Raw genomic sequence first — 25,029 nt, 5'->3', positions numbered from 1 at the left:
CCGGCCGGTGCGACGGCCTACGGGGTCAGGGGGCGGTGCCGGGGTGGAAGACGCTCAGGAACACGGACGAGGAGTTGCCCGAGACCGGCACCGGCCCGCCCGTCCACGCCACCTTCAGCGGGTCGCGCTCGTCCGGCGGGGTGACGATCAGCTTGGCGGGTGTCGCCGAGGCGGCGCCGCTGACCTCAGGGTTGGAGAAGCTCAGCCCCGACCAGGCACTCTGGCCGGGCTTCAGGGTGACGGTGACGGGCGTGCCGGAGGACCGCTCGGGGTCGGGCCCGAGCTGCGTGCCGGACGCGTCCGTGAACGCGGCGCCCGGATAGCCGCGCACCGTGCAGGTGCGGCCCGAGGCGTTGGTGAGCACGACCGGGAAGTTCTCCTGCCCGGCCCCCGGGTCGTTGCGTCCGACGCTCGCCCTGAGCTCGGAGGTGTGGCAGCGGGTGCTGGTCGAGATGCCCGTGCCGGTGCCCGACGAATGCGTCGAGCCGGACGATTTCGACGCGGAGGACACGGATGTGCCCGACGACGCCTTCGCCGCCGTGGACGACGACTGTGAGGAACCGCCGTTCGTGCCGTCCGACGACGGTGCACCGGTGCTCTCGGTGGCGGGCCCGGCCGTGCCGGACACCGTGGACGGACCGCCCGCCGAGTTGCTGCCGTTGCCGCAGGCGGTCAGCAGACCCAGCACGGCGACCGTGCCCGCGAGCAGCGCCGCCGCCCGGTACGAGGACTGGGACGTGTACGCCATCATTCACACTCCTGGGAGTTCACCGCGTGCGTGGTGCGGTTCTGTGCCCGGCGCCCTGTGCGCCGTTCATGAGTTTCCGATGCGCGGAAGGCGGAAAAGGTTCGCGAATCGCGTGAATTTCTTTTTGCCGCAGGTTGGTGGCACGTCAGTGGCGGCCAGCGGAGGGTCATTGGCGGGTCCGTGGTGGGTCAGTGGTGGGTCAGTGGTGGCAGGTCGGCAGCCGGTCACAGGTCAGGTGATCCGCAGGGAACCGAGTATGCGTTCGGTCGCGTCTCGGCCGCCGTGCTGCCGGATCTGTACGTACAGCTGCGGCTGGGCCGCCCCGTCCGACGGGGTCAGCGCGGTCTCCGTGACCGAGCCGCCGTCCGGGCAGCCGCTCCAGGCGCGGATCCGGCCGTGCCAGCCGCCGCCCGCCCAGGCGCGGCTGCCGTCGTAGCGGCAGCCGGTGTGTGTGAGCCCGGCCACCCGCGGTGTGACGGCGCCGTGCTCGCTGAGGCCGACGAAGACACCGTTCACACCCCGCGTCAGATCCGGCCACCTCGCCAGGTCGTCGGCGACCGCGAACCCCGGTTCGTGCCCCGCCCCCAGGCCCAGCGCGCCGGGGTCCCAGCCCGAGTCCCGCAGCTGCCGCCCCCACCCTGCGGGCACCTCGGCCGTGACCCGCCCGGTACGGTCCGCGATGGGCACCTCACCGGGCCCGGACGACAGGCTCAGCAGGGTCACCGTCACCGCGGCCGCCGTCACCGCCGCGATCCCCGCGGCCACCGCGAGGACCCAGGGGCGTGGCCGTCTGCGCGGTCCGGGACCCGGCCGGGTGTCCGTCCGCTCCAGCTCCGCCGCGAGGTCCGCGGCCGAGGGCCAGCGGCGCTCCCGGTCCGGCTCCAGCGCCCGCAGCAGCGCCCGCTCGGCTTGGGCGCCCAGCTCCGGACGCAGCCGGGACGGCCGCACCACCTTGCCCGGCGCGCCCGGCACCGCGCCGGTGACCAGGGCGTAGCCCAGCGCGCCCAGACTGTACACATCGGCGCGCGCGTCGATGCCCGCGCCCGGCTCGGCCTGCTCCGGGGGCCGGTAGCCCTCCGAACCGGCGGCCAGGGTCAGCCCAGACGCCTGCGCCAGGCTCTTGGCAAGGCCCAGATCGGCGAGCAGCAGCCGCCGGGTGCCGTCGGGCGAGGTGCGCAGCAGGACGTTGCCCGGCTTGATGTCCCGGTGCACGATCCCCGCCTCGTGCAGCGCCTGCGCCGAGCGGGCCGCCAGCGCGGTCAGCCGCAGCGCCTGGTCGACCGGCAGCGGGCCCGCGGCGAGCCGGTCGGCGAGGGTGCCCGCGTCGGCGTACTCCATCACGAAGTACGGCCTGCCGTCGGGCAGTTCACCGATGTCGTAGACCTGCGCCACCCGGTTCGAGCCCGCCTTGCGCAGCAGCCGGGCCTCGGAGAGGAAGCGCTCGCGGATGTCGAGACGGTGCGACCAGTTGTCGGCGAGCACCTTCACCGCCACCGGCGCGTCCAGCACCTCGTCGTGCGCCAGCCACACCGTGCCGAAGGCTCCGCTGCCCAGCGGGCGTTCGAGACGGTAACGGCCGATCCGCTCCGGAGGCTGCATGCGACTATCATGCCTGCCCGAGATCGACTCCGACCGCAGCCGGCCCGCTGCCGTGGCCTCCGGCCGCCGCCGACCGCGTACGACCGAGTCCGACCGCCCTCCGACGAGCCCGAAGGGGACCTCCTGTGCCCGACCCCGCGCCGACCGAAGACCTCGCCCGGTACGCCGCCGCGGGCGACCCGGCCGCGCTGGAGCGGCTGCTGACGGAGATACGGCCCGAGGTCCTGCGGCGCTGCGGACGGTTCCTGCCCTGCCGCGAGGACGCCGAGGAGGCCGCGCAGGACGTGCTGCTCCAAGTGGCCCGGAAGATCACCACGTTCGAGGGCCGCAGCCTCTTCACCACCTGGCTCTACACCGTGGTCGCCAACTGCGCCCGGCAGAAGTACCGCGAGCTGAAGCGGCGCGCAGTCGAGCAGCCCGCCGCGATCGAGCCGTCCCGGTACGCCGACCCGCGCACCACCAGTGTCATCGCGGGCTCCCGCGTCGATCTGCTGGAGGCGCTGGACCGGCTGGAACGCGAGCATCCCCAGCTGGTGGCCCCGCTGGTCTACCGCGACATCTGCCAGCTGGAGTACGCCGAGGCCGCCGAACGGGCCGGTATCCCGCTCGGCACGCTCAAGTCCCGGCTGCACGAGGCCCGCCGACTGATCAGGCCCTGGCTGTCCGTGCACTGACGGGCCGCGCACTGTGGGGCCGCGCACTGAGGGTCATGCACCGAGGGGCCGTACGCCGCCGGGCCGCGGACTGCCGGGCGGCCGCGGGATCATTCGAGGTCCAGCAGATCCAGTTCGGCCCAGATGGTCTTGCCCTCGGGGGTGTAGCGGCTGCCCCAGCGCTCGGTGAGCTGGGCGACCAGCAGCAGCCCGCGCCCGCCCTCGTCCCAGGTCTTGGCGCGGCGCAGATGCGGCGCCGTGTGACTGGCGTCGGACACCTCGCAGGTCAGCGTCGCCGCGCCATGGATCAGCCGCAGCCGGATCGGGTGGGAGCCGTACCGGATGGCGTTGGTGACCAGCTCGCCGACCACCAGCTCGGTGGTGAACGAGGCCTCGGTCAGCCGCCACGCGTCGAGCTGCGCCACGACCTGCTTGCGGATCGGCGCGACCAGCGACGGATCGGCCGGTATGTCCCAGGTCGCCACCTGCGCGGCGGGCAGGCCCCGGGTGCGGGCGAGCAGCAGCGCCACGTCGTCCGCGACGCCGCCCGAGGGGAGCAGGGCGCGCAGCACGCGGTCGCAGGTCTCGTCCAGGGAACCGGAGGAACCGGAGTCCCGGGCGAGCGCCGCGCACAGCAGCTCACGGCTGGCGTCGAAGTCCCGCTCCCGTGCCTCCAGCAGACCGTCGGTGTAGAGCGAGAGCAGGGTGCCCTCGGGCAGCTCCAGCTCGGCGGACTCGAAGGGCAGCCCGCCCAGACCCAGCGGGGGCCCGGCGGGCAGGTCGACCAGCTCGGGAGCGGCACCCGGCCGGACCATCACCGGCGGCAGATGCCCGGCGCGGGCCATGACACAGCGCCGCGACACCGGGTCGTAGACCGCGTACAGACACGTCGCGCCGACCTCGCCGGTGGCGGTGTCGCCGCCGGTCTCCGCGGACAGCCGGACCACCAGATCGTCGAGATGGGTCAGCAGTTCGTCGGGCGCCAGACCGATGTCGGCGAGGGTACGGACCGCGGTGCGCAGTCTGCCCATCGTCGCCGACGCCTGCACCCCGTGCCCCACCACGTCGCCGACCACCATCGCGACCCGCAGCCCGGACAGCGGGATCACATCGAACCAGTCGCCGCCCACCCCGGCGCGCGCCGCGGGCAGATAGCGGGACGCCGCCTCCAGCGCCTCCGTGTGCGGCAGGGTGCGGGGCAGCAGACTGCGCTGGAGGGCGAGGGCGGTCTCCCGCTCGCGGGAGTAGCGGCGGGCGTTGTCGATGCAGACGGCCGCGCGCGCGGTGATCTCCTCGGCGAGCAGTACGTCGTCCGGGGTGAAGGGGTCCGCGCGGCGGTGCCGGCTGAGCACCGCGACCCCGAGCGTGAGACCGCGCGCCTGGATCGGCACCGACATCAGCGCGTGGATGCCGAACTGTCTGACCTGATCGCCGCGCCGCGCGTCCCAGGCCAGCCACTTGCCCGGATCGCCCGCCGGGGCCGACGTGGTGATGGTGCGGCCCGCGGTCAGGGAGTCCGCCTGCGGGGAACCGGGCGGGTACGTCAGGAACTCGCCCGGCCCCACCAGGGCCTCCGGGGCGTGGAAACGGCGGGAGCGGTGCGCGGCGCGGCGCAGCCGGACCGGCGCGGTGACCCGGACCGGGGGCTCGCCGCCGTACTCCAGCGGGTCGAGCAGATCGACGCTCACGAAGTCCGCGAACGCGGGCACACAGACGTCCGCGAGCTCCTGTGCCGTCCGGGTGACGTCGAGGGTGGTGCCGATGCGGACGCTGGCCTCGTTGACGATCTGGAGGCGCTGGCGGGCCAGGAAGTTGTCCGTGAAGTCATGGATGGCCGCGCACACGCCACGCACCCGGCCGCCGCCGTCGGTCACCGGGGAGATCCGGACCAGCCAGGCGTGCGCGCGGTTCTCGTTGCCGGTCCGCATGAACGACCGTACGTCCTCCGGGACGCCGCTGGTCAGCACGCGCAGCAGACGCCGCTCCATGTCCTCGCTCTCCGGCTTGCCGCCGATCTCGGAGGGCCGCAGCCCGCGGATCCGCTCCTCGGGGAGGCGGAGCAGGGCGGACATGGCGTCGTTGATCCTGTGCAGCCGCAGCGTCTCGTCGTAGAGGGCGATGGCGCAGGGCGACTGCGTGAGTCCCGCCGTGGTGAGCGGGCCGTACACGGCGGGGCCGGGCGCGCCGAGGGGGGTGACGATCAGCCATCCGCCGGGGCCGCCGGTGCCCTCGGGGGCGGGGCGGTAGTGGGCGAGCAGCCACACGCCGACGGTACGGCCGTCCCGGTGGCGGAGGGGGAGGACGCCGTCCCAGCGGGGGCCGGCCGGCATGGGCAGGGCGGTGCCCTCGGCGAGCAGTTCCGTCGCCGGGCGGCCCAGGACCTCGGCCGGCTCATGGCCCAGGAGGCGGCGGGCTCCGTCGTTCCATTCGACCAGGGTGCCGTCCGCGCCGATGACGGCCCTGGCGGTGGCCGCGTCGTCGAACGGGTAGACCGAGGTCATCTCGCCACTCCCCAGCGGACACTCAGCGTGAGCGGGTACGTTCCACTTGTGTCCCAGAGTAACCCTGTGGGACTGGGGCCGGGTTTCGTCCGCGGGTACGTCGTGGCTTGTCGCGCAGTTCCCCGCGCCCCTTGGGGTGGCTGGCGCCGGTTCTTCGGCTGCGGGTGCGTCGTGGTCTCTCGCGCAGTTCCCCGCGCCCCTGGGGGGTGCAGCCTGCGTTCGCTGCATGGCTCCCCGCCAGCCGCGGGCAGTCGTGCCGCTGCGGGGGTCCCCCCTGCTCGAAGAGCTTGGGGGAGGCACGGGTGGGCGCGGGCGGCACCCCGTCAGCGCCGGGCAGCGCGACCCACCCACGGCCGCCGGCAGCACCGGCCAGCCCGGCAACCCCGGCAACCCTGGCAAGTCCCGGCGACCCCGGTCGGCCCGGCGACCCGGCCAGTCCCGGCGGCCCCAGCCGTCAGTGCGATGCCAGGACCTTTGCCTTCGCCTGGGCGTACTCCGCGTCTGTGATGTCTCCGTGATCGTGCAGCCCCGCCAGCTTGGCCAGGGCCTCCGCCTCGCTCGGCTGGGTGCCCGCCGTCTCCTGGACGTACGCCCGGAACGCCTTCTCCTGCTGCTGTGCCTGCCGCAAGTCGCGCTCCCCCATACCCCGTCCCCGGGCGACCAGATAGACGAAGACGCCCACGAACGGCAGCGCGATCACGAAGATCGTCCAGCCGGCCTTGCCCCAGCCGCTCACACTGTCGTCCCGGAACAGATCACCGAAGACGCGGAACAGCAGTACGAACCACATGACCCACAGGAAGAACCACAGCATGGTCAAGAAGGCGTTGAGGAGTGGGTAGTTCATGGTTGCCTCCGCTTTCCGAGAAGTCCCAGAAGTCCCACCCCCGAGATTCCACGTCCGGCAGGGCCGCGTCCTCACCCGGGGAGGGTGACACCCGCCCGCGCGCGAAAGCCCCGCGCCGCCCGAGGTACCGTCAGGTGCACCTGCTGACCTGCGGGTATTTACGCGTGAGTACCCGGGCTGTACCGTTGACGCATGCCAGCCCTCAACGTGGAGTTCAGTGACCGCGAGCTGGAGGATCTGCGGCAGATCGCCAAAGAACGCGGTACGTCGATGAAGGCCCTCGTGCGTGAGGCGGCCGCGGCCGACATCGCGCGGCACCGGGCGCTGCAGGAGGGAGCGGAGGCGTTCCGGCGCTTCTTCGCCGCCCACGCCGACGAGTTCGCCGCCGCCTTCCCCGACGACGAGGCACCCGCCGCGGGTGTGGAGCGGACCGCCTGAACGATGTCACCGGCCTCCCACCCCGTGATCCACATCGATGTGCCCTGGCTGCTCCAGCGCCATGAGGAAGTCATGCCGGAGCAGCCCACGATCAACGACTTCTCCGCGCTGGTCGCCGCCGTGGCCCGGCACCGTGTCGACCCGCCCCGGCTCGGTGTCGACTCCGACCCCGCCTGGCGGGCCGCCGCCCTGCTGCACACCCTCGCCCTCCTCAAGCCGCTGCCCTCCGCCAACGCCCGTTTCGCCTGCGCGACCGCCGTGGCGTACATGTTCGTCAGCGGCGCGGGCATCGACCCTCCCTACGGCGCGATCGTCGACCTGGCCCGCGATCTGATGTCCGGCAAGGCGGACGTCTACGGCGCGGCCGACCGGCTGCGTTCCTGGCAGATCTGAGGCCGACCGGCCCCTGTGCATCAGGCTCCCGGGCCGCCGGCCGAGGGCGGGAGGAGCTGGGCCGGCGGCCGTTTCGCGCGGGAGAGCCGCCGTTCCTGCGCGGGGCCTCCGAGAGGGCCGGTCCCATGGGACTACGTTCGCCGGGCGGGCCGGGAGCGTGCGAGCCGCCCCGGCAGGGGTGCCCGATTCACACGGGGCGCACGACCGGACGAAGCGCTCCGGAGAATGCCGGAAACCGGCGCGACGGCGTCGTCCGGTCACCCGAACCGGGCGTTCCCTAGAAGGTTACGGATGTTTTCCGAGTGCCTTGTTGGGCCGGAGCGAGGTGTGCGAGGGTGAATCATCCGCGCGGCACCAGCGGCACCAGAAGGTACGCACCAAAGGAATCCGCCCAGTGGCCACCCCGCTCTCCCCTCGGTCTCCCCGCTCTGTTTTCCCGCCCCCGGACGGCGGATTACCGTGGGAATCCGACGAGTTGCTCGCCGCCCGGCTGAGAAGCGGCCCTGACGGCGAGGTCACACATTCCACGGCCGCCCTGATCGCCCGCCACTGGCAGCCGGTCCGCGACTACGCCGCGATCTGCCTCGCCTCCTCCGCGGGCACCGCCGACATGGTCACCGCCGCCGCGTTCCACCAGGTCTTCGACCGGCTGACACTGGGCGAACCCGGCGCCGCGCTGCGGCCCCGGCTGCTGCTGACGGCGCGTGACCTCGTACGGTTCTGGGCCGCCGACGACCTGATGTCCGGGATGCTTCCCGAACTCGGCAATCCCGCCGGAGCACGCGGACTGCGGACCGTGAAGTCCCCGACGCCGGAAAACCGTGAACTGGCCGAACGGGCATTCCACGGACTGACGCCGACCGCCCGCTGCCTGCTGTGGCACACCGAGGTCGAAGGGGAACCGATATCCGTCCCCGCCGCCCTCCTCGGCCTCGACACCGCCACCGCCGTGATCACTCTCGAACAGACCAGGGAACAATTCCGCGAGGGCTGTGTCCGCGCCCACCGGGAACTCGCGCCGACCAAGGAATGCCGATTCCACAACCGGCTTCTCGACGTCCCCCTCCGCCGCGGCGGCGAACTCCTGCCGGAGGTACGGCGGCATCTCGACGCGTGCCCCTACTGCCGGTATGCCGCCGAGCAGCTGAGCCACTTCGAGGCCGGCCTCGGCGCGCTGCTCGCCGAGGCGGTGCTCGGCTGGGGCGCCGACCGCTATCTCGCCTCACGCCCCGGCCGCACCGCACGCCGGTCCCGGACGGGACCGGCCCCGGCACGCTCCGCCGGGCGCCCGCGCCGGGCGGGCGGTGGACGGCACCGGCACCGTGCCCTGCCGCGCATCCTCGTCCCGGCGGAGGCACTGCGCTCGCCCCGTGCCCTGCTCGCCGGCGTCGGTATCGCCTCGGCCGGGCTGCTCGCCACCGTGCTCGCCCTGAGCCTCTGGCCCGACGGAGGCTCAGGCCCCGCGCCCGCCCCGTCCGCGGGCGCCACCGACGGCCATGGCACCGCCTCCCCGTCCACGCCGACTGCCAATGCCACCACCGGCCGGACCCGGCTGCGCGAGTCCGCGGCCGGTCTGTGTCTCGGCATCCGAGGCAAGCCCGAGACGGGCGCCGACGCCACGCTCGCGGTGTGCTCGTCCGCCGCGACCCAGCAGTGGTCGTACGAGCGCGACGGACTGCTGCGCAGCGCGGCGGCCCCGGGTCTGTGCCTGGACTCCCACGCCGACGCCGGTGTCATCATCCTGGGCCGCTGCGCCCCCGCGAAGGCCGCGCGCGGCGACGACGTGCGCTACGACCTCACCGCCCGGGGCGAGTTCCTGCCCCGCTGGACCCGGGACCTGGCCCTGACCTCGGCGAGCGCCCGGCCGGACGCCCCGATCGTCACCAGGGTCCGGGACGGCTCACCGGCCCAGCGCTGGCAGACCGTCCGGGTTCCGGCAGCCGGCTAGCCGGCCGTCCGGGCGCCCGGCGGCGGAATGTTTCAGGACGATTGACGAGCGTGCCGGTTTCGGCCAACTGGCGGTTTCCAGCGATCGGAAGGCGCCTGGTTCCGGGCTTCACTCGATCGTTTTCCGTAACTTCACGCCACTGATTGAATACAAAAGGTTACCGAAACATGTGCGTCCGATGTGTGTTCCGGGCGCGGACTCGGCAGACTCGCGCTCGCCGCCGCAGCCCCACCGGGCCGGGCGGCAGCCCTTGGCCCTGTCCTCAGGGCCTCGTCGAACCGAGCGGAAGGATGCACACAATGCCGAACACCGCGCGCTGGGCAGCGATCGTCTCTCTCACGGCCACCGCCGTCTGCGGTCCCCTCGCCGGGGCCGCCGTCGCCGCCCCGGACTCCCTCTACGCCCCGTCGGCCCTGGTGCTGACCGTCGGGCACGGCGAGAGCGCCGCGCTCGCCACCCCGGAACGCGCCGTCACCCTGACCTGCGCCCCGACCGCCTCCGGCAGCCATCCGGACCCGGCCTCGGCCTGCGCCGAACTGCGCTTCGCCGGCGGCGACTTCGACGCCATCGCGCCCAGAGACGACCGGATGTGCACCAAGCAGTACGACCCCGTCGTGGTCACCGCCGAGGGCGTCTGGCAGGGCAAGCGCGTCTCCTACGAGCGCACCTTCGGCAACAGCTGTGAGAAGGACGCCTACGGGAGCACCGTCTTCGCGTTCTAGGGCGTGTTTCGAAAGTAGCGCCGGCCGCCCGAAGGGCGGGCCCTGCGGCGTCTGGTGCGTGCGATCGCAAGGCGGAGGGTCGCCCTCGTACTGGGCGTACGTGGGCGATCCCGACAACACAGCCGGGGGCACCCCCTGCTCGTCAGAGCTTGGGGGAGTGCGTGCCAGGCGTCGCAGGGCAGGCGGGACTTTCGAAACACGCCCTAGCGGTACAGGACGTCCTGACACGTCGTAGGACGACGTTCCCAGGACCGGGATCGCACGGCCCCCCGGGTACGCCGGAGGGGGCCCGCCGCCGGGGAGTGCGGACCCCGCCGCGGGGGCCGGCGATCTCGCAGGGGGGTCCGGCAAGGGTGGTGTGGGGCCGCCCTGCCGGATCCCGGAATCACCGCCGCTCCCCGGCACCACCGGGAAAGCCGGGGAGCGGCGGGAACCGCGTCAGCAGTCCCGCGGCACGCAGCAGCCGGCGGATGCGCGGGCCGTCGCCGACCAGCCGCAGCCTGCCTCCCCGTGCGGCGGCCCGCGCCTCGGCCCGGCACAGCACCCGCAGCCCCGAGCAGTCCAGGAAGCCGACGGACCGCAGATCGACCAGCACATCGGGGGCGGAGCGTGCGGTCGCCGCGTCCAGATGCTCGGCGAGCCGCCCGGCGCTCTCCAGGTCGATCTCGCCCGCGGCCTGGACCACGGTGAAGGGGCCGCGCGTATACGTGCGGGCGTTCGCGTTCGGCGCGGGCCTGCGCCTGTCGCGGCCGTCGCGGGGCTCGGTGTCCGGGCCCCCGGCCGGTCCGGGGGTGAGGTCGTCGATGTCCGGAGTCATGTCCGCTCCAGCGGGGCAGGGCCGACTGTGATCCCGGAAGCTACCCCGCTCGTCGGGGCTGCATCCCTTTACGGCCGTCCGCAAGATCTAGTTCACTCGTGGCGGTGAATTTCACCGAATCGACTTGACTGATTCGGCTTGACCGAGGTGTCGGAGGGGCCGCCGTCTCCCTGCGGACGGCGGCCCCGGCACGGTTCGTGCGGCCCGGCGGCCCCTGCACGGCTCGCGCGGCCCGTCGGCCGTCACATGTGGACGACCGGTTCCGCGACCGCGTCCCGCTGCGGCACGTCCCGCCGGTAGAGCAGGAAGGCGATCACCGTGCCCGCGGCGAAGAACGCCGCCGACCACCAGAACGCGGTCGTGTAGCTCTCGATGGTGGCCTGTGCCCGGACCAGTTTGCTCGTCGCGTCCCGCCCGGCCAGATAGTCGGTCGCCGCGCTCGCGGCCAGCGTGTTCAGCAGCGCCGTACCGATCGAACCGCCCACCTGCTGCATGGCGTTGACCGTCGCGGAGGCGACACCCGCGTCCTCGGCGGCGACCCCGCCGGTGGCCAGCTGCATGGCAGGCGGCATCACCAGGCCGAGGCCCACGCCGATGACGACGACCTGCGGCAGGACGGCGCTCGCATAGTGCGAACCGACGCCGATGCCGGTCAGCCAGGCCATACCGGCGGTGGCGATCGCGAAGCCCAGCGGTATGACCGCCTTCGGGCCGATCCTGGGGAGCAGCATCGTGGTGCCGACCTGGGCCGTCACCATCAGCGCGCCGACCATCGGCAGGAAGGCCACACCGGTCTTCGTCGGGCTGAAGCCGAGGTTGAGCTGCAGGTAGTAGGTGAGGAACAGGAACACACCGAACATCCCGGCACCCGTGATCAGCACCGCCGTGAAGGAGGCCGCGCGGTCGCGGTCGAGCAGGATGCGCAGCGGCAGCAGCGGATGCGCGGCCCGGGTCTGCCACCAGGCGAACGCCGCGAGGAGCGCCCCGCCGGCGATCAGGAAGCCCCAGGTGAGCGGGGAGCCCCAGTCGTGGGTCTCGGCGTTGGAGAAGCCGTAGACCAGGGTGAACAGACCGGCGGCGACCAGGACCGTGCCCGGCACGTCCAGCTTGGAGTTCGCGGCGTCGCGGTGGTTGGTCAACAGCAGCCAGCCACCGGCGAAGGCGACGACGGCGATGGCCACGTTGACATACAGCGTCCAGCGCCAGTCCAGCGCGTCGGTCAGCAGCCCGCCGAGCAGCAGGCCCACGGCGCCGCCCGCGCCCGCGATGGCGCCGTACACGCTGAACGCCCTGGCCCGCTCGCGGGCGTCGGTGAACGTCGTGTTGAGCAGCGACAGGGCCGCGGGTGCCAGCAACGCGCCGAAGGCGCCCTGGAGGGCGCGCGCGGTGACCAGCATGCCGAAGCCGTTCGCGGCGCCGCCCAGAGCGGAGGCCGCGGCGAAGCCGACGACGCCCACGAGGAAGGCGGGCTTGCGGCCGAACAGGTCTGCCATCCGGCCGCCGAGCAGCAGAAGGGAGGCGAAGGCGAGGGCGTACGCGGTGACGATCCACTGCCGGTTGCCGTCGGAGAAGCCGAGGTCCGCCTGGGCGGAGGGCAGCGCGATGTTCACGATGGTCGCGTCCAGCACGACCATCAGCTGCGCCACGGCGACGACCGCGAGGATCCACCAGCGGCGTGCGGCAACCGCGTCGTGCGCGGCCCGCACCCCGCTGCCGGAGGCGCGGTCGGAGAGGGTCTTCTGTGGCATCGGGAACCACTCCAGGGAAGTCGTCCGAAGGGACGGAGGGTCAAGGATGGGGGTCGAGAGGAACCTAAACGAAACGGTTTCGTACAGATCGAGCCTAGAGCAGTTCCATCGAAACGGCAACGTTTCGCTAGGGGTTCTCATCGGACTCCGATTCATTCCTTGACGGGCATATAACCGGTCAGGCATATTGGACTTATGTCCGACGCCTCGCTGTGGACCGCCCTCGCCGATCCGCACCGCCGGGCCATCGTGGCGTTGCTCCTGGAATCGCCCCGGTCCGTCGGCGAGATCGTGGAGGCATGCGGTCTGAGCCAGCCGAGCACCTCCAAACATCTGAAGGTGCTGAGGGAGGCGGGCCTGGTGCGGGTACGGCAGGACGCGCAGCGCCGCGTCTACGCCCTCGACCCGGCCCCGATCGCCGAGCTCGACGCCTGGCTGACCCCCTACCGCAGACTCTGGAACCGGAGCCTGGACGCCCTGGGACGCCGCCTCGACGAGACACAGACGCAGACACCGACGCAGACGCCGGACGACCGCACGGAAACCTCCGTCCCGAAGGACTGATCCGTCATGCCCGCAGACCTGCCCACCGACCTGACCGGCAGTTATCTCACCCTCGACGACGGCCGCCCCGCCATCCGCTTCAGCCGTGTCTACGACCACCCCGTGGACCGTGTCTGGACCTGTGTCACCGACCCCGCCGAACTCGCCCACTGGTTCCCGTCCCACGCCGAGTTCGACCTGCGCGCCGGCGGCACCGTCACCTACAGCGGCGACCCCTGCACTGAGGACTCCACCGGCACGGTCGTCGCCGTCGACCCGCCCCGGCATCTGGCCTTCACCTGGGGCGGCGACGAACTCCGCTTCGATCTGGAGGACCTCGACGGGAAGCGGACCCGCTTCACCCTCACCAACGTCTTGGAGGCGGCGGACACCGCGGCCCGCAACTGCGGCGGCTGGGAGGTCTGCCTCCTCGCGCTCGACGCCACGGTGGCGGGCGCCCCGCACCGCGGGCCGCACTCCGAGGACGCCGCCGACTGGGCGCCGATCTACCGGGCCTATGTGGCCGCGGGCGTCCCCTCCGGCGCACCCGTGCCGCCCGGCGCCTGAACCAGTTCTCCGGTGCCCGTAGGGTGACGAACCGTCACCTTACGGGCACCGCCGTTGTGGCCCCGTACGGCCGATTCGCCTGCGCCTCAAAGGAGTTGGTAAACGGAATTGAACACACCTCCTGTCCCGCCCGTACCTAGTGCTGTCCGGTCGCCCAGCACGACACAACAAGAGCGAACGAACACGCACCCGTACGGACAGGCACGCGCAGGCGACTGCCGGCCGGCGGCACGGACCCCGTCCCCCAGGAGGTCGAGAAGGTTGAGTCACAAGCGAATTCCGAAGCGCAAGGCCGCGATAGCCGTCGGCGGAGTGGCGGCGCTCGGAGTGGCCGCGATCCTGCTGCCGAACGCCAACGCCTCCCAGGACGGCGGTACGGCCGCGAGCACCGCGCCCAAGACCTTCAAGGCGAGCGACGCGTCACAGCTCGCCTCGCAGCTCTCCGGTCTGATGGGCGACACCTTCGCCGGCTCCTACTACGACAGCGCCACCAAGCAGCTCGTCGTCAATGTCGTCGGCGCCGACAGCAGCGCCGTCGCCCAGGCCCAGCAGGCCGGTGCCAAGGTCCGCGAGGTCACCAACAGCACGGCCGCACTCAAGTCCGCCGCACAGACGCTGAAGACCAAGGCCACCATCCCCGGCACCGCGTGGGCCGTCGACCCGAAGACGAACAAGGTCGTGGTCACCGCCGACAGCACCGTCACCGGCAGCCAGTGGAACACCGTGCAGTCCACCGTCCAGGGCCTCGGCTCCGGGACGGCCGTGCTGAGGAAGTCGGCGGGCACCTTCAAGACCTTCGTGTCCGGCGGCGACGCCATCTTCTCCCAGGTCACCGGCGGCACCGTGCGCTGCTCCCTGGGCTTCAACGTCACCGCCAGCGACGGCAGTCCGGCCTTCCTGACCGCCGGTCACTGCGGGGTCGCCGCCAAGCAGTGGTCCGACGCCCAGGGCGGCGCGCCGGTCGCCACCGTCAACCAGGCCGTCTTCCCCGGCAACGACTTCTCGCTCGTCAAGTACGACGACCCCAACACCCAGACCACCAGCGACGTCAACACCGGCAACGGGCAGACCGTCCAGATCACCGCCGCCGCCGACGCCACCGTCGGTGAGACCGTGTTCCGGATGGGCTCGACGACCGGCCTGCACAACGGCCAGGTCACCGGCCTCGACGCCACCGTCAACTTCCAGAGCGAGACCGACCCCAACGGCGTCGACACCGTCAACGGTCTCATCCAGACGAACGTCTGCGCCGAGCCCGGCGACAGCGGCGGCTCCCTGTTCACCCAGGACGGCGGCGCCGTCGGCCTCACCTCCGGCGGCAGCGGCGACTGCACCACCGGCGGCGAGACCTTCTTCCAGCCGGTCACCGCGGCCCTCCAGGCCACCGGCGCCACGCTCGGCGGCGGAGCGGGCGCGGCGTCCGCCGACCCGTCGGCGACGGCTGCGGACCCCTCCGCGACGGCTGCGGACCCGTCGGCGACGGCCGCCGACCCGTCCGCGACGGCTGCGGACCCGTCGGCGACGGCCGCCGACCCGTCCGCCACGGCGACCGACCAGGCGGCGGCATCCGGCACCACCCGGCACCGCCACCGGCGCTGAGCGGGTAGTGCCGCGATGTGTCGTCTGTCGTCTGCGGCACCACCGTGGCCGGTCGCTCCCCCAAGCTCTCAACTTCGTTCGAGCAGGGAGGTACCCCCATCGCGGCGGAGCCGCATGTCGGCACATCCCCGCGCCCCTTCAGGGCGCTGGTCCGGCCCTTCTATCGCGCGCGTTCCCCCTCGCGCCGCACGGCCCACCGGTCCGGTCCCGCCGCTCAGCCGCGGCCGGGTGGGGCGGTGGACCCGGCCCGGCCCTCCGGCGGGAGGGCCGGGCCGGCCTTCACTCCTCGGCGCGCAGCAGCAGCAGTGCCACGTCGTCGATCCGCTCCCGCGCGGCCGTGCTGTGCCGCACCAGATGGTCGGCCACCTCGTCCAGCGGACAGTCCCCGACCTCCGCGAGCCGCTCGCCGAGATCTGCCAGCGCATCCTCGATGTCGACGCCGGGAGACTCGATCAGCCCGTCGGTGTAGAGGGCGAGCAGCGAACCGGCGGCCAGGTCGACCTCCGTCGTCGGATACCGGGCCGAGGCCGTGATGCCGAGCAGCGGCCCCCCGGCCAGGTCCAGCACCCGCACCTTGCCGTCGGGGCGCAGCAGCAGCGGCGGCGGATGCCCGGCCCGGGCCATCACGGCCCGCCCGCGCTCCCGGTCGAGCCGTAGATACACACAGCTCGCGAACAGCTCGGAACCGAGCTCGATCAGCAGCCGGTTGGTGCTGCCCATGACCTCCTCCGGCTCCTGGCCGACGGCCGTGTACGCGCGTACGGCGGTGCGGATCTGGCCCATCAGCCCGGCCGCCGTGACGTTGTGCCCCTGTACGTCCCCGATCACCGCGGCGGGCAGCGGCCGGGAGGCCACCAGGTCGTAGAAGTCGCCGCCGATGTCCATGCCCTGGGTCGCCGGGAGATAGCGGGCGGCCGTACGGAACCCGGGGAGGGAGGGCAGCGACTCCGGCAGCAGGGCCTGCTGGAGGCCGTGGGCGAGCCGGTGCTTCGCGTCGTAGAGCTGGGCCCTCTCCAGGGCCTGCGCGATCAGACCGCCCAGACTGGTGAGCGCCGCGCGCTCCTCGGCGGAGAAGGCGCGCGGTTCGGCGTAGGCGAGGACGCAGAAGCCGACCGGACGGCCGGTGGCGACCAGCGGCAGATACGCCCAGGCCTCCAGACCGTCCGGGACCACGGGCAGCTCGGGGAAGAGCCGCTCCAGCTGCTCCCGCGACTCGAAGAACGCGGGCACGCCCTCCTTCAGAACGTGCACGCCCGGTGTCCGGACGGTCAGCGGCATTCCGTCGTACCGAAGGACCGCGTTCGTGTCCTTGTAGCCGTGGTGGCCCAGCACATGCATCCGCCCGGCGCGCGCTGCGAGGATCGCCATGGCACGGCCGCCCGCCGCGGGGAGGATCTCGTCCGCCACCAGCTGGACGACGTCCTGCACCCCCGCCGCCTGGGTGAGCGCGCCCGCGAGATTCAGCATGTTCGAGATGGTGACCAGACCTCTCGATCCGTCGCCGGCGGGGCCCGTCGCGTCCCGGCGGTCCGGCGGAGCCACCGAGCGGGCCCGGCTGATCCGCACGCTCAGCCCGCTGGTGTCCGGGTACATCCGGAACGACAGCCAGGTCGCGGGCGGCCGCAGCGCCACGAACGACGTGACGTGCTGGCTGAGCAGCGCGGCCCGGTAACGGTCCTCGTACACCGGGTCGTTGAGCCAGCGCACCGACCCCCACAGCTTGGTGCCGAGCAGCTTGCCCGTCGGAACGCCCAGCAGATCCACCGCGGCCGCGTTGGCGAACCCGATCCGGCCGTGCAGATCCAGCGAGAGCATCCCGTACGGCAGCCTCGCCACCATCCTGGCGGCCTCCACGGTGCCCAGCGTTCCGGCCATGCCCATCATCGGCGAGCCCACCAGATCGGGTTCCGGGCGCAGCGGGCGGCCCTGCGCCGCGGCCCGCTCCAGTCGCAGCGCCAGCCGTCCGCAGGCCGCGGTCAGATGTTCCTGTTCCCAGTCGGACAGCTCCGGCGGATGGCCGCCGGGCCAGGTCACGAAGACGGCGCCGAAGACCGTAGTGGCCGTCGCCACGGGGAGGGCGGCGAGCGCGAAGGGGTACGGCAGCACCACCGCGATACGCGGATACGAGCGGGCCATGTCCGCCTCGCCGCCCACCCAGATCAGCCGCCGCTCCCGCGCTGCCTCCGCGACTGGGATGGGGGCGCTGAGCCCGACCCTCTCCCAGGGTGCCGCGAACTGCCGGGGCAGCCCGGCCATCACCGCCATCTCCAGCACCGGCTCGTCCGGGTTCAGCAGATACACGGCACCGGAGTGCGCGTGCACCTCCTCCATCATCGCCGCCAGCGCCAGGGACAGCACGGGCCGCCCCACCGGAACCCGCCCCGTCCCGACCGCCTGCCCCTCGCTCAAACCACCCACCTCCTCGACCCCCCGCCCCAAGCCTCACCCCACCCCCACCCCACCGCACGACGAACCCACCACAGCGACACAGCAGCCCCCCAGCCGCACGCCCCGCACCCACCCGCTGCCCGCGGGCGGTCGCGCCGCTGCACCCGCCCCCGCCATTCGCGGGCAGCCGCGCCGCAGCCGCCCCCACCCCCACTGCCCGCGGGCAGCCGCGCGCCGCAGCCGCTGCACCCACCCCTCCCGCAATCCGCGGGCAGTCGCGCCGCAGCCGTCCCCACCCCGCTGTCCGCGGGCAGCCGCGCCGCAGCCGCTGCACCCACCCCTCCCGCTGTCCGCGGGCAGCCGCGCCGCAGCCGCCCCCACCCCCGCTGCCCGCGGGCAGTCGTGCCGCAGGGCGGCACGGGTGGGCGCGGACGGCACCCCGCCGGCGCCGGGCTGCGCAACCCCGGCCCCGCCCCCAGCCCCGGCACCCCGCCAACCCCGGGCCTATCAACCCCGGCCCCAGCCCCAGCCCCAGCACCCCGCACCCCGCACCCCGCACCCAGCCCCCCACCCCGCACCCAGCCCCCCACCCCGCACCCAGCCCCCCACCCCGCACCCAGCCCCCCACCCCGCACCCAGCCCGACGGGCCCCGCACCCAGCCCCACGGGCCCCGCACCCAGCCCCACCGCCCCGCACACACCCCCAGCCCAAGCCCCGCAGGGACCCCGCAGGGGCTGCGTCAACCGCAGATACGCGCTGTAATGGCGAACGTGGTCAGTGAGGGCGCTGCGGTGCGCGGAGTGAGGGCCTTGCGTGCCGAGGTGGCCTTGGAAGCGGTCACGGCTGATCCGGCCTCACCCGAGCGTCTGCGGCGCGTCCTAGAACAGGCGATCGTCTTCACCGGCGCGGCGCTCGCCGCCGTATACACACCAGGTGAGGACGGCGATCTGCTGTGCCTGCTGGAGTCGGCGGGGCTGCCGCGGACCCTGTACGGGCTGCGGGACGCCTATCCCGTCGCCGGCGGCTCCGCAGTGGCCGAGGCCCACCGCACCGGGCAGCCGCTCTGGCTGGGGCCCGACGAGCTCGCCACGCACTCCGAGTCGCACCGGATGCCCGCCGGGGACCTCCACCTCGCCGCCCTGCCGGTGCGCGCCGCTGACGGCGGCGGCTGTCTGCTGGTCGTCAGCGAGGCACCCGGCGGCTTCGGCTCCGAGGACCGCCAGTGCATCGCCCTGATAGCCGGCGCCGTCTCCTGGCCGGTGGCCGCGGAACGGACCCGCGCCGGGGACCTGCCCCCCGGCGCCTTCAGCCTCGCCATGGACACCGGCCGGGTCGAGGTCGGCAGCCGGATCCTGGAGCTGTTCGGCATCAGCCCCGGCGCGTTCGACGGCAAGGTCGAGACCCTGCTCGGCCTCACCGTGCCCGAGGACCTGCCCGCACTGATGTCCGTCGTGGAGGCCGACCACATGTCCATCGGCGACCGCGAGCTGGAGTTCCGCGTCCTCCAGTCCGCCGGAGAGCCAAGATGGCTTCGGCTGCGCGGCCGGCTGCTGCCCAGCGGGGAGGGCCGCCCCGGGCGCCTGGTCGGCACCGTCGCCGACGCGTCCATGCCGCGCGCCGGTGCCACCGATGTCGGGCGTGTCCAGCGGCTGGCCGCCGCCCTCGCCACCGCCGGCACGGTGCGGGACGTGGGCCAGGCCATGGTCTCCACGCTGCGCGGGCCGCTGCGCGCCGACCGCATCGCGCTCGCCGAACTGGAGGGCGACCGGCTCGTCGTCACCGTGCTCGACCCGCCGCAGCCCGACAGCTGGCCGCTGCTGTGGCGGCTGGAGTGGCGCAGCGAGTGGCCCGACGCCCCGCTGCACAACATGCCCACCCTCGCCGCCGCCCTGCGCGAGGGCCGCGCCCGGATCTGGCCCGCCGGTGCCCTCCTGGAACCGGCCCTGGAACAGGTCGGCCCCGGCGGCCTCGCCGTTCTGCCGCTGGCTGCGGGCAACCGGACGGTCGGGGTCTGCCTGATGGGCTGGACCGCCCCCCACGACTTCGCCCCCGACGAACGCGCCCTGCTCACCGCCGCCGCCGGTCTCGCCGGACAGGCCCTGATGCGGGCCCGTGCCTTCGACGCCGAGCACGAACTGGTCGGCATGCTCCAGCGCCAGCTGCTGCCGCGCCGCCTGCCCAGACTCCCGGGCGGGGTCGCCGTCGCCCGCTATCTGCCGACCACCGCGGGTCTGGAGGTCGGCGGCGACTGGTACGACGTGATCCCGCTGCCCGACAACCACGTCGCCCTCGTCATCGGTGACGTCCAGGGCCACAGCGCGGCCGCCGCCACCCTCATGGGCCAGATGCGCACCGCCCTCCGCGCCTACGCAGCCGAGGGCCACCCGCCCGACGTGGTCGTCTCGCACGCCAACCGGCTCCTCATGGAGATGGAGACCGACCTCTTCGCCACCTGCTGCTACGTCGACGTCGACATGGAGGAAGGTTCCGCCTGGTACGTCCGCGCCGGCCATCTGCCGCCCGTGCTGCGCCACCCCGACGGCAGCACCGAGATCCCGGACACGGAGGGCGGCCCGCCGCTCGGCGTGGTCACGCAGACCGACTTCCCGATGAGCCCGCTCAGACTCCAGCGCGGCACCCTGATAGCTCTGACAACGGACGGCCTCGTCGAGTCCCCCGAGGAGGACATCGACACCGGGATGGACCGCCTCGCCGACCAGCTCGCCCGGTCCGACCCCGCCCGCCTCAACCCGGTGGCCGACGCCCTGCTCGGCAACGCCCGCCGCAGCGACGACGTGGCCCTGCTCCTGATGCGCTACGACGGCATGGCCGCCCGCCCGCAGCGGGAGAGCTGGACGGTGTGGCGGGTGCCGGAGGCCGCACGGCACGCCCGCCGCTTCAGCCGCCGCACACTGCGCTCCTGGGGCGTGACGGACGACGTGATGGACGCCGTCCTGCTCGTGGTGTCCGAGCTCGTCACCAACGCCCTCGTGCACACCGAGGGCCAGGTGCGTCTCGATCTCACCCTGGTCAACGAGCGGCTGCGCGTCGCCGTCGCCGACGCCTCGCCGCGCACCCCCGTCAAGCCCACCAGCATCGGCTGGGAGGCGACCGGAGGCCGCGGCCTGCTCCTGGTGGAGGCCGTGTCGGTGGTGTGGGGCACGGTCCCGGTGAGCGGAGGAAAACAGGTGTGGAGCGAGCTGGCCCTGACGCCGTGAGACCGCAAGAGCGCTGAGCACACCGCCACTCGGGTATCCGTGCGAGCCGTTTCGGCAGGTCGGGGCGGGCGTGCGCCCGCGCGCATGGTTGGCTTTGGGACCGTGGCGCACACCTTCGAAGAAATCGTGGAGAAGCAGCGCGCGGCCGACGCGGCGCACGCCCAGGTCAACGAGCTGCGGAACGCCTACGGCTCGCCCGCGCACGAGTCGTGGACCGAGGCGCAGACCGAGACGTACGAGACGGCCGTGAGGGCCTGGCGGGACCTGGCCAGGGACGCGCAGACCGCGATCAACGAGTACGCCAGGGACGAGGGACGCCCGCGCACCGACGTCGAGGCGGACGTCGAGGAGGCCGCCACGGCACCCCCGCAGCCGTGACCGGCGACCGCGCAACGTGCCCCGTCACCCGCTCGGAGTAACCGGCCCGACTTCCACTTGATGCCTCTTCGTAGTGCCAAGGCGAGGTTTTCGTAACAAAGAAGCCGCAAAGGAGCCGGACAGGAGACGAAGATCACCGCTAGGGTGAAGCAGATGAAGGCTCTGGTGCTCTCAGGCGGCGCAGGCACACGGCTGCGACCCATCACCCACACCTCGGCCAAGCAACTCGTGCCGGTGGCGAACAAGCCCGTGCTTTTCTACGGGCTCGAATCGATCGCCGCGGCCGGGATCACGGAGGTCGGGATGATCGTCGGCGACACGGCCGACGAGATCCGGGAAGCGGTCGGCGACGGTTCGGCTTTCGGGCTGGACATCACCTACATATCCCAGGAAAGACCCCTCGGCCTGGCGCACGCCGTGCTGATCGCCCGTGACTATCTCGGCGAAGACGACTTCGTGATGTACCTGGGCGACAACTTCATCGTCGGCGGCATCACCGACCTCGTGGACGAGTTCCGCGCCCATCGCCCCGCCGCCCAGATCCTCCTCACCCGGGTGCCCGACCCGCGCGCCTTCGGCGTCGCCGAACTCGACGCGCAGGGCCAGGTCGTCGGCCTGGAGGAGAAGCCCGAGCAGCCCAAGAGCGACCTCGCCCTGGTCGGCGTCTACCTCTTCACCCCGGCGATCCACCCCGCCGTACGGGCGATCGAACCGTCCCGGCGCGGCGAGCTGGAGATCACCCACGCCGTCCAGCACCTGATCGACATCCGTGCCGACGTACGCTCCACGATCATCAAGGGCTACTGGAAGGACACCGGGAACGTCGAGGACATGCTGGAGGTCAACCGGACCGTCCTGGAGACCCTGGACCGGCGCATCGACGGCGAGGTCGACGAGGCGTCCGAGACCGTCGGCCGTGTGGTGATCGAGAACGGCGCCCGCGTCGTCAACTCCCGCATCGTCGGCCCCGTCGTGGTCGGCGCGGGCAGCGAGATCACCGACTCCTACATCGGCCCCTACACCTCCGTCGCGGAGAACTGCCGGATCACCGACAGCGAGCTGGAGTTCTCCATCGTGCTGCGGGACTCCTCCATCGACGGGGTGGGCCGGATCGAGTCCTCGCTGATCGGCCGGCACACCCGGGTGACCCCGGCGACCGGCGTCCCCAGTTCCCACCGTCTCGTCCTCGGAGACCACAGCAAAGTGCAGATCCGTTCATGAACCTCCTCGTCACCGGCGCCGCCGGGTTCATCGGCCCCACCCATGTGCGCGTGCCGCTGGCCGCCGACGGCCCCGGCGCGCCCCGTATCGCCGTGCTCGGCAGACTCACCCGGCGGGAACCGCTCGAGCGCCGTACCGGGCAGGTGGCGTGATGCGCTGGCTGGTCACCGGGGCGGGCGGCATGCTCGGCCACGACGTCGTCGCGGAACTCCTCACCCGCGGCAACCTCGTCGTCGGCCCGGACCGCTCCGCTCTCGACATCACCGACCCGGACGCGGTGTCCCAAGCCTTCCGCGAGCACCGGTTCGATGTCGTCGTCAACTGCGCCGCCTACACCGCCGTCGACGCCGCCGAGACCGACGAGGCCACCGCCCTCACCGTCAACGGCGACGGCCCGGGCGTCCTGGCCCGCGCCTGCGCCGAGCACGGCGTGAAGCTCGTGCACGTCTCCACGGACTACGTCTTCTCCGGCGAGCCCCGCGACACGCCCTACCCCGAGGACCACCCCACCGGCCCGCGCACCGCCTACGGCCGCACCAAGCTCGCCGGCGAGCGGGCCGTCCTCGAGGAGCTCCCGGACGCGAGCGTCGTCGTGCGCACCGCCTGGCTCTACGGCGTGCACGGACCGAACTTCGTCCGCACGATGCTCGACCTGGAGTCCCGCAAGGACACCGTCGACGTCGTCGACGACCAGCGCGGCCAGCCGACCTGGAGCGCCGACGTGGCCGAACGTCTCGTACACCTCGGTGCCCGGCTGTGCCGGCCCGACGCCGTACACGGCGTCTTCCACGCCACCAGCTCCGGCGAGACCAGCTGGTACGACCTGGCCCGCGAGGTGTTCCGGCTCGCCGGAGCCGACCCGGCCCGGGTGCGTCCCACCGGTACCGCGGCCTTCCCGAGACCGGCACCTCGCCCGGCCTACAGCGCCCTCGGCCACCACCGGTGGCCGGAGGCCGGTCTCACCCCGCCGCGAGACTGGCGGTCCGCTTTGCACGAAGCCCTGCCCCTGATCCGCAAGGAGAGTCTGTCGTGAAGCGTCATGAGTTCCTCCGGGAGCTCCACAAGGTCACCGCGAACCGCAACTACCTGGAGATCGGCGTCAACGACGGCCGAAGCCTGACGCTCTCCAGGGTGCCCAGTATCGCGATCGACCCCGCGTTCAAGGTGGTCTCGGAGATCCGCTGCGATGTCCACCTGGCCAAGGCGACCAGCGACAACTTCTTCGCCCGGGACAACCCGCTGGGCCACCTCAAGGGCGGCCGTCATCCGCTGCGCAACATCGCCCGCAACCGCAGCCCGTTCGGCTACTGGCAGCGCACCACGCTCGACCTGTCGTTCATCGACGGCATGCATCTCTTCGAGTTCGCGCTGCGCGACTTCATCAACATCGAGAAGCACTCCGACTGGGCCAGCGTGATCGTCTTCGACGACATGCTGCCGCGCAGTGTCGACGAGGCGGCCCGTGACCGGCACACCGACGCCTGGACCGGTGACGTCTACAAGCTGATCGAGATCCTCAACCGGCACCGCCCCGACCTGGTTACCGTCCTCGTCGACACCGCGCCCACCGGCCAGCTGGTGGTCTTCGGCGCCGACCCGGACAACACGGTGCTGAAGGACAAGTACGACGAGATCATCGCCGAGTTCGAGGTGCCCGACCCGCAGAAGGTGCCCGAGGCGATCCTGGAGCGCACCACGGCCGTGAAGCCGGAGGATCTGATCGGCGCCGGGTTCTGGAAGCCGCTGGTCGTGGCCCGCAACCGGGGCACCAAGCGCGCCAGGGGCCTGGAGCCGCTGCGGCGCGCACTGGCACCGCTCAACTCGGTGCGCTGAGCGGGGCCGCATCGCAGTCCGCACGACACGCGGCGGGCCCGGCACCTTCCTGGTGCCGGGCCCGCCGTATGTGGCGTTCAGACCAGGGACTGTCCGGCATGATCTGCCGGGGTCCTAAGCAGGTCAGGCGACGTCCGCTGCGGTCCGGCAGCGCCCTGAAGGGGCGCGGGGCTGTACCGATCTGCGGCTCCGCCGCGTGGGCGCGACAAGCCACGATGGTGCCGCAGACGACAAACGACAGAGGACACATCGCGGCGCTTCCAGCCGAGCGCTCAGCGAAGCCGCGCGTAGTGCGCGGCGCAGTCCGCGTAGACCGGCAGCAGGCCGGCGCGCTGCGCCTCGGCCAGTGTGGGCGCGGCGGCGTCCTTCTCGGACAGGACCGGGTCCACACCGTCCGGCCATGCGATGCCCACGGCCGGGTCGAGCGGGTGCAGTCCGTGCTCACGGGTGGGGGAGTAGCCCGTGGAGCACAGATACACGAACGTGGCCTCGTCGGAGAGTGTCATGAAGGCGTGCCCGAGGCCTTCGGCGAGGAACACCGCGTGGTGGGTGTCGTCGTCCAGCCGGACGGCCTCCCACTGCCCGAACGTCGGCGAGCCGACCCGGATGTCCACCACCACGTCCAGCACCGCACCGCTCACGCACTTGACGTACTTCGCCTGGCCGGGCGGCACGTCCGCGAAGTGCACCCCGCGAACCACGCTGCGCCGCGACACCGAGTAGTTGGCCTGGGCGACCGTCAGGTCGTACCCGGTGGCCTCGCGGAACTCCTCGCCCCGGTACCACTCGTGGAAGCTGCCCCGCTCGTCCGGGAACACCTTCGGCTCCAGGATCCAGGCGCCCTCAATGCCCAGTGATCGCACCGCG

General features: G+C 72.7%; 22 protein-coding genes. 14 read left to right on the top strand and 8 right to left on the bottom strand.

Going from position 1 to position 25,029, the window contains the following annotated elements; genetic code table 11:
* Window positions 1-25: 25 nt before the first annotated feature.
* Complete coding sequence (locus ACSYGN_RS03670) at window positions 26-748, bottom strand: DUF4232 domain-containing protein (protein WP_460391748.1); 723 nt, start codon at window positions 746-748, stop codon at window positions 26-28.
* A gap of 231 nt (window positions 749-979) precedes the next feature.
* Window positions 980-2,347, bottom strand: coding sequence for a serine/threonine-protein kinase (locus ACSYGN_RS03665; protein ID WP_460391746.1), 1,368 nt, complete (start codon window positions 2,345-2,347; stop codon window positions 980-982).
* Window positions 2,348-2,472: 125 nt separating this feature from the next.
* Between ACSYGN_RS03665 and ACSYGN_RS03660 the strand changes: the two genes are divergently transcribed.
* Window positions 2,473-3,021, top strand: coding sequence for an RNA polymerase sigma factor (locus tag ACSYGN_RS03660; protein ID WP_460391744.1), 549 nt, complete (start codon window positions 2,473-2,475; stop codon window positions 3,019-3,021).
* A gap of 89 nt (window positions 3,022-3,110) precedes the next feature.
* On the opposite strand, the gene ACSYGN_RS03655 is transcribed toward ACSYGN_RS03660, so the two are convergent.
* Both ACSYGN_RS03655 and ACSYGN_RS03650 read right to left on the bottom strand, forming a co-directional pair.
* Window positions 3,111-5,501: a SpoIIE family protein phosphatase gene (locus ACSYGN_RS03655; protein WP_460391742.1), complete on the bottom strand. Its 2,391-nt coding sequence runs from the start codon at window positions 5,499-5,501 to the stop codon at window positions 3,111-3,113.
* 454 nt (window positions 5,502-5,955) lie between these two features.
* Entirely contained in the window at window positions 5,956-6,348 is a 393-nt protein-coding gene (locus tag ACSYGN_RS03650) for an SHOCT domain-containing protein (protein ID WP_460391740.1), read from the bottom strand.
* Between the two features lie 192 nt (window positions 6,349-6,540).
* Here ACSYGN_RS03650 and ACSYGN_RS03645 point away from each other — a divergent pair, with 192 nt between their 5' ends.
* The 4 genes from ACSYGN_RS03645 to ACSYGN_RS03630 all read left to right on the top strand — a co-directional run bounded on the left by ACSYGN_RS03645 (window position 6,541) and on the right by ACSYGN_RS03630 (window position 9,849).
* Window positions 6,541-6,786, top strand: coding sequence for a hypothetical protein (locus ACSYGN_RS03645; protein WP_460391738.1), 246 nt, complete (start codon window positions 6,541-6,543; stop codon window positions 6,784-6,786).
* Window positions 6,787-6,789: 3 nt separating this feature from the next.
* Window positions 6,790-7,179: a toxin Doc gene (locus tag ACSYGN_RS03640; RefSeq protein ID WP_460391736.1), complete on the top strand. Its 390-nt coding sequence runs from the start codon at window positions 6,790-6,792 to the stop codon at window positions 7,177-7,179.
* Between the two features lie 394 nt (window positions 7,180-7,573).
* Complete coding sequence (locus ACSYGN_RS03635) at window positions 7,574-9,127, top strand: ricin-type beta-trefoil lectin domain protein (protein ID WP_460391734.1); 1,554 nt, start codon at window positions 7,574-7,576, stop codon at window positions 9,125-9,127.
* Window positions 9,128-9,426: 299 nt separating this feature from the next.
* Window positions 9,427-9,849, top strand: a complete 423-nt coding sequence (locus ACSYGN_RS03630; protein WP_460391732.1) for a protease inhibitor — start codon at window positions 9,427-9,429, stop codon at window positions 9,847-9,849.
* Between the two features lie 385 nt (window positions 9,850-10,234).
* Here the strand turns inward: ACSYGN_RS03630 and ACSYGN_RS03625 are convergent, their stop codons facing one another.
* Window positions 10,235-10,666, bottom strand: coding sequence for an STAS domain-containing protein (locus tag ACSYGN_RS03625; RefSeq protein ID WP_460391730.1), 432 nt, complete (start codon window positions 10,664-10,666; stop codon window positions 10,235-10,237).
* A 242-nt stretch (window positions 10,667-10,908) separates the two neighbouring features.
* Window positions 10,909-12,414 carry an MFS transporter gene (locus ACSYGN_RS03620; protein WP_460391728.1) on the bottom strand — a complete coding sequence of 502 codons (1,506 nt, stop codon included), beginning with the start codon at window positions 12,412-12,414 and terminating at the stop codon, window positions 10,909-10,911.
* A 195-nt stretch (window positions 12,415-12,609) separates the two neighbouring features.
* Here ACSYGN_RS03620 and ACSYGN_RS03615 point away from each other — a divergent pair, with 195 nt between their 5' ends.
* From ACSYGN_RS03615 to ACSYGN_RS03605, 3 genes are all read left to right on the top strand, one after another.
* Window positions 12,610-12,978, top strand: coding sequence for an ArsR/SmtB family transcription factor (locus tag ACSYGN_RS03615; RefSeq protein ID WP_460391726.1), 369 nt, complete (start codon window positions 12,610-12,612; stop codon window positions 12,976-12,978).
* A gap of 18 nt (window positions 12,979-12,996) precedes the next feature.
* Entirely contained in the window at window positions 12,997-13,524 is a 528-nt protein-coding gene (locus ACSYGN_RS03610; protein ID WP_460403197.1) for an SRPBCC family protein, read from the top strand.
* A gap of 261 nt (window positions 13,525-13,785) precedes the next feature.
* The gene (locus tag ACSYGN_RS03605) at window positions 13,786-15,123 is read left to right on the top strand and encodes a S1 family peptidase (protein ID WP_460391724.1); all 1,338 of its coding nucleotides are present in this window, start codon (window positions 13,786-13,788) and stop codon (window positions 15,121-15,123) included.
* Window positions 15,124-15,402: 279 nt separating this feature from the next.
* Here the strand turns inward: ACSYGN_RS03605 and ACSYGN_RS03600 are convergent, their stop codons facing one another.
* Entirely contained in the window at window positions 15,403-17,541 is a 2,139-nt protein-coding gene (locus ACSYGN_RS03600) for a SpoIIE family protein phosphatase (RefSeq protein WP_460391722.1), read from the bottom strand.
* 732 nt (window positions 17,542-18,273) lie between these two features.
* On the opposite strand from ACSYGN_RS03600, the gene ACSYGN_RS03595 reads away from it, so the two are divergent.
* The 6 genes from ACSYGN_RS03595 to ACSYGN_RS03570 all read left to right on the top strand — a co-directional run bounded on the left by ACSYGN_RS03595 (window position 18,274) and on the right by ACSYGN_RS03570 (window position 24,162).
* Entirely contained in the window at window positions 18,274-20,730 is a 2,457-nt protein-coding gene (locus ACSYGN_RS03595) for a SpoIIE family protein phosphatase (protein ID WP_460391720.1), read from the top strand.
* Window positions 20,731-20,832: 102 nt separating this feature from the next.
* Entirely contained in the window at window positions 20,833-21,108 is a 276-nt protein-coding gene (locus ACSYGN_RS03590; RefSeq protein ID WP_460391718.1) for a hypothetical protein, read from the top strand.
* Between the two features lie 153 nt (window positions 21,109-21,261).
* The gene (locus ACSYGN_RS03585; RefSeq protein WP_460391716.1) at window positions 21,262-22,329 is read left to right on the top strand and encodes a glucose-1-phosphate thymidylyltransferase; all 1,068 of its coding nucleotides are present in this window, start codon (window positions 21,262-21,264) and stop codon (window positions 22,327-22,329) included.
* Complete coding sequence (locus ACSYGN_RS03580; protein WP_460391714.1) at window positions 22,326-22,481, top strand: hypothetical protein; 156 nt, start codon at window positions 22,326-22,328, stop codon at window positions 22,479-22,481. Before ACSYGN_RS03585 ends, ACSYGN_RS03580 begins: the two co-directional genes overlap by 4 nt.
* Complete coding sequence (gene rfbD, locus ACSYGN_RS03575; protein ID WP_460391712.1) at window positions 22,481-23,362, top strand: dTDP-4-dehydrorhamnose reductase; 882 nt, start codon at window positions 22,481-22,483, stop codon at window positions 23,360-23,362. Before ACSYGN_RS03580 ends, rfbD begins: the two co-directional genes overlap by 1 nt.
* Complete coding sequence (locus tag ACSYGN_RS03570) at window positions 23,359-24,162, top strand: class I SAM-dependent methyltransferase (protein WP_460391710.1); 804 nt, start codon at window positions 23,359-23,361, stop codon at window positions 24,160-24,162. Before rfbD ends, ACSYGN_RS03570 begins: the two co-directional genes overlap by 4 nt.
* A 272-nt stretch (window positions 24,163-24,434) precedes the next feature.
* On the opposite strand, the gene rfbC is transcribed toward ACSYGN_RS03570, so the two are convergent.
* Entirely contained in the window at window positions 24,435-25,025 is a 591-nt protein-coding gene (gene rfbC / locus ACSYGN_RS03565; protein WP_460391708.1) for a dTDP-4-dehydrorhamnose 3,5-epimerase, read from the bottom strand.
* Window positions 25,026-25,029 lie beyond the last annotated feature (4 nt).

Source organism: Streptomyces sp. YIM S03343 (assembly GCF_054729195.1).
The sequence above is the reverse complement of the archived record's forward strand: the minus strand, read 5'-3'. Positions and strand labels throughout refer to the sequence as shown.

What these genes read in the sequence shown, in the direction of transcription:
- ACSYGN_RS03665 (WP_460391746.1), bottom strand. Translation starts at nt 2,347, where the DNA reads ATGCAGCCTCCGGAGCGGATCGGCCGTTACCGTCTCGAACGCCCGCTG.
- ACSYGN_RS03620 (WP_460391728.1), bottom strand. Translation starts at nt 12,414, where the DNA reads ATGCCACAGAAGACCCTCTCCGACCGCGCCTCCGGCAGCGGGGTGCGG.
- ACSYGN_RS03670 (WP_460391748.1), bottom strand. Translation starts at nt 748, where the DNA reads ATGGCGTACACGTCCCAGTCCTCGTACCGGGCGGCGGCGCTGCTCGCG.
- ACSYGN_RS03585 (WP_460391716.1), top strand. Translation starts at nt 21,262, where the DNA reads ATGAAGGCTCTGGTGCTCTCAGGCGGCGCAGGCACACGGCTGCGACCC.
- ACSYGN_RS03640 (WP_460391736.1), top strand. Translation starts at nt 6,790, where the DNA reads ATGTCACCGGCCTCCCACCCCGTGATCCACATCGATGTGCCCTGGCTG.
- ACSYGN_RS03650 (WP_460391740.1), bottom strand. Translation starts at nt 6,348, where the DNA reads ATGAACTACCCACTCCTCAACGCCTTCTTGACCATGCTGTGGTTCTTC.
- rfbD (WP_460391712.1), top strand. Translation starts at nt 22,481, where the DNA reads ATGCGCTGGCTGGTCACCGGGGCGGGCGGCATGCTCGGCCACGACGTC.
- ACSYGN_RS03595 (WP_460391720.1), top strand. Translation starts at nt 18,274, where the DNA reads ATGGCGAACGTGGTCAGTGAGGGCGCTGCGGTGCGCGGAGTGAGGGCC.
- ACSYGN_RS03580 (WP_460391714.1), top strand. Translation starts at nt 22,326, where the DNA reads ATGAACCTCCTCGTCACCGGCGCCGCCGGGTTCATCGGCCCCACCCAT.
- ACSYGN_RS03645 (WP_460391738.1), top strand. Translation starts at nt 6,541, where the DNA reads ATGCCAGCCCTCAACGTGGAGTTCAGTGACCGCGAGCTGGAGGATCTG.
- ACSYGN_RS03625 (WP_460391730.1), bottom strand. Translation starts at nt 10,666, where the DNA reads ATGACTCCGGACATCGACGACCTCACCCCCGGACCGGCCGGGGGCCCG.
- ACSYGN_RS03655 (WP_460391742.1), bottom strand. Translation starts at nt 5,501, where the DNA reads ATGACCTCGGTCTACCCGTTCGACGACGCGGCCACCGCCAGGGCCGTC.
- ACSYGN_RS03615 (WP_460391726.1), top strand. Translation starts at nt 12,610, where the DNA reads ATGTCCGACGCCTCGCTGTGGACCGCCCTCGCCGATCCGCACCGCCGG.
- ACSYGN_RS03630 (WP_460391732.1), top strand. Translation starts at nt 9,427, where the DNA reads ATGCCGAACACCGCGCGCTGGGCAGCGATCGTCTCTCTCACGGCCACC.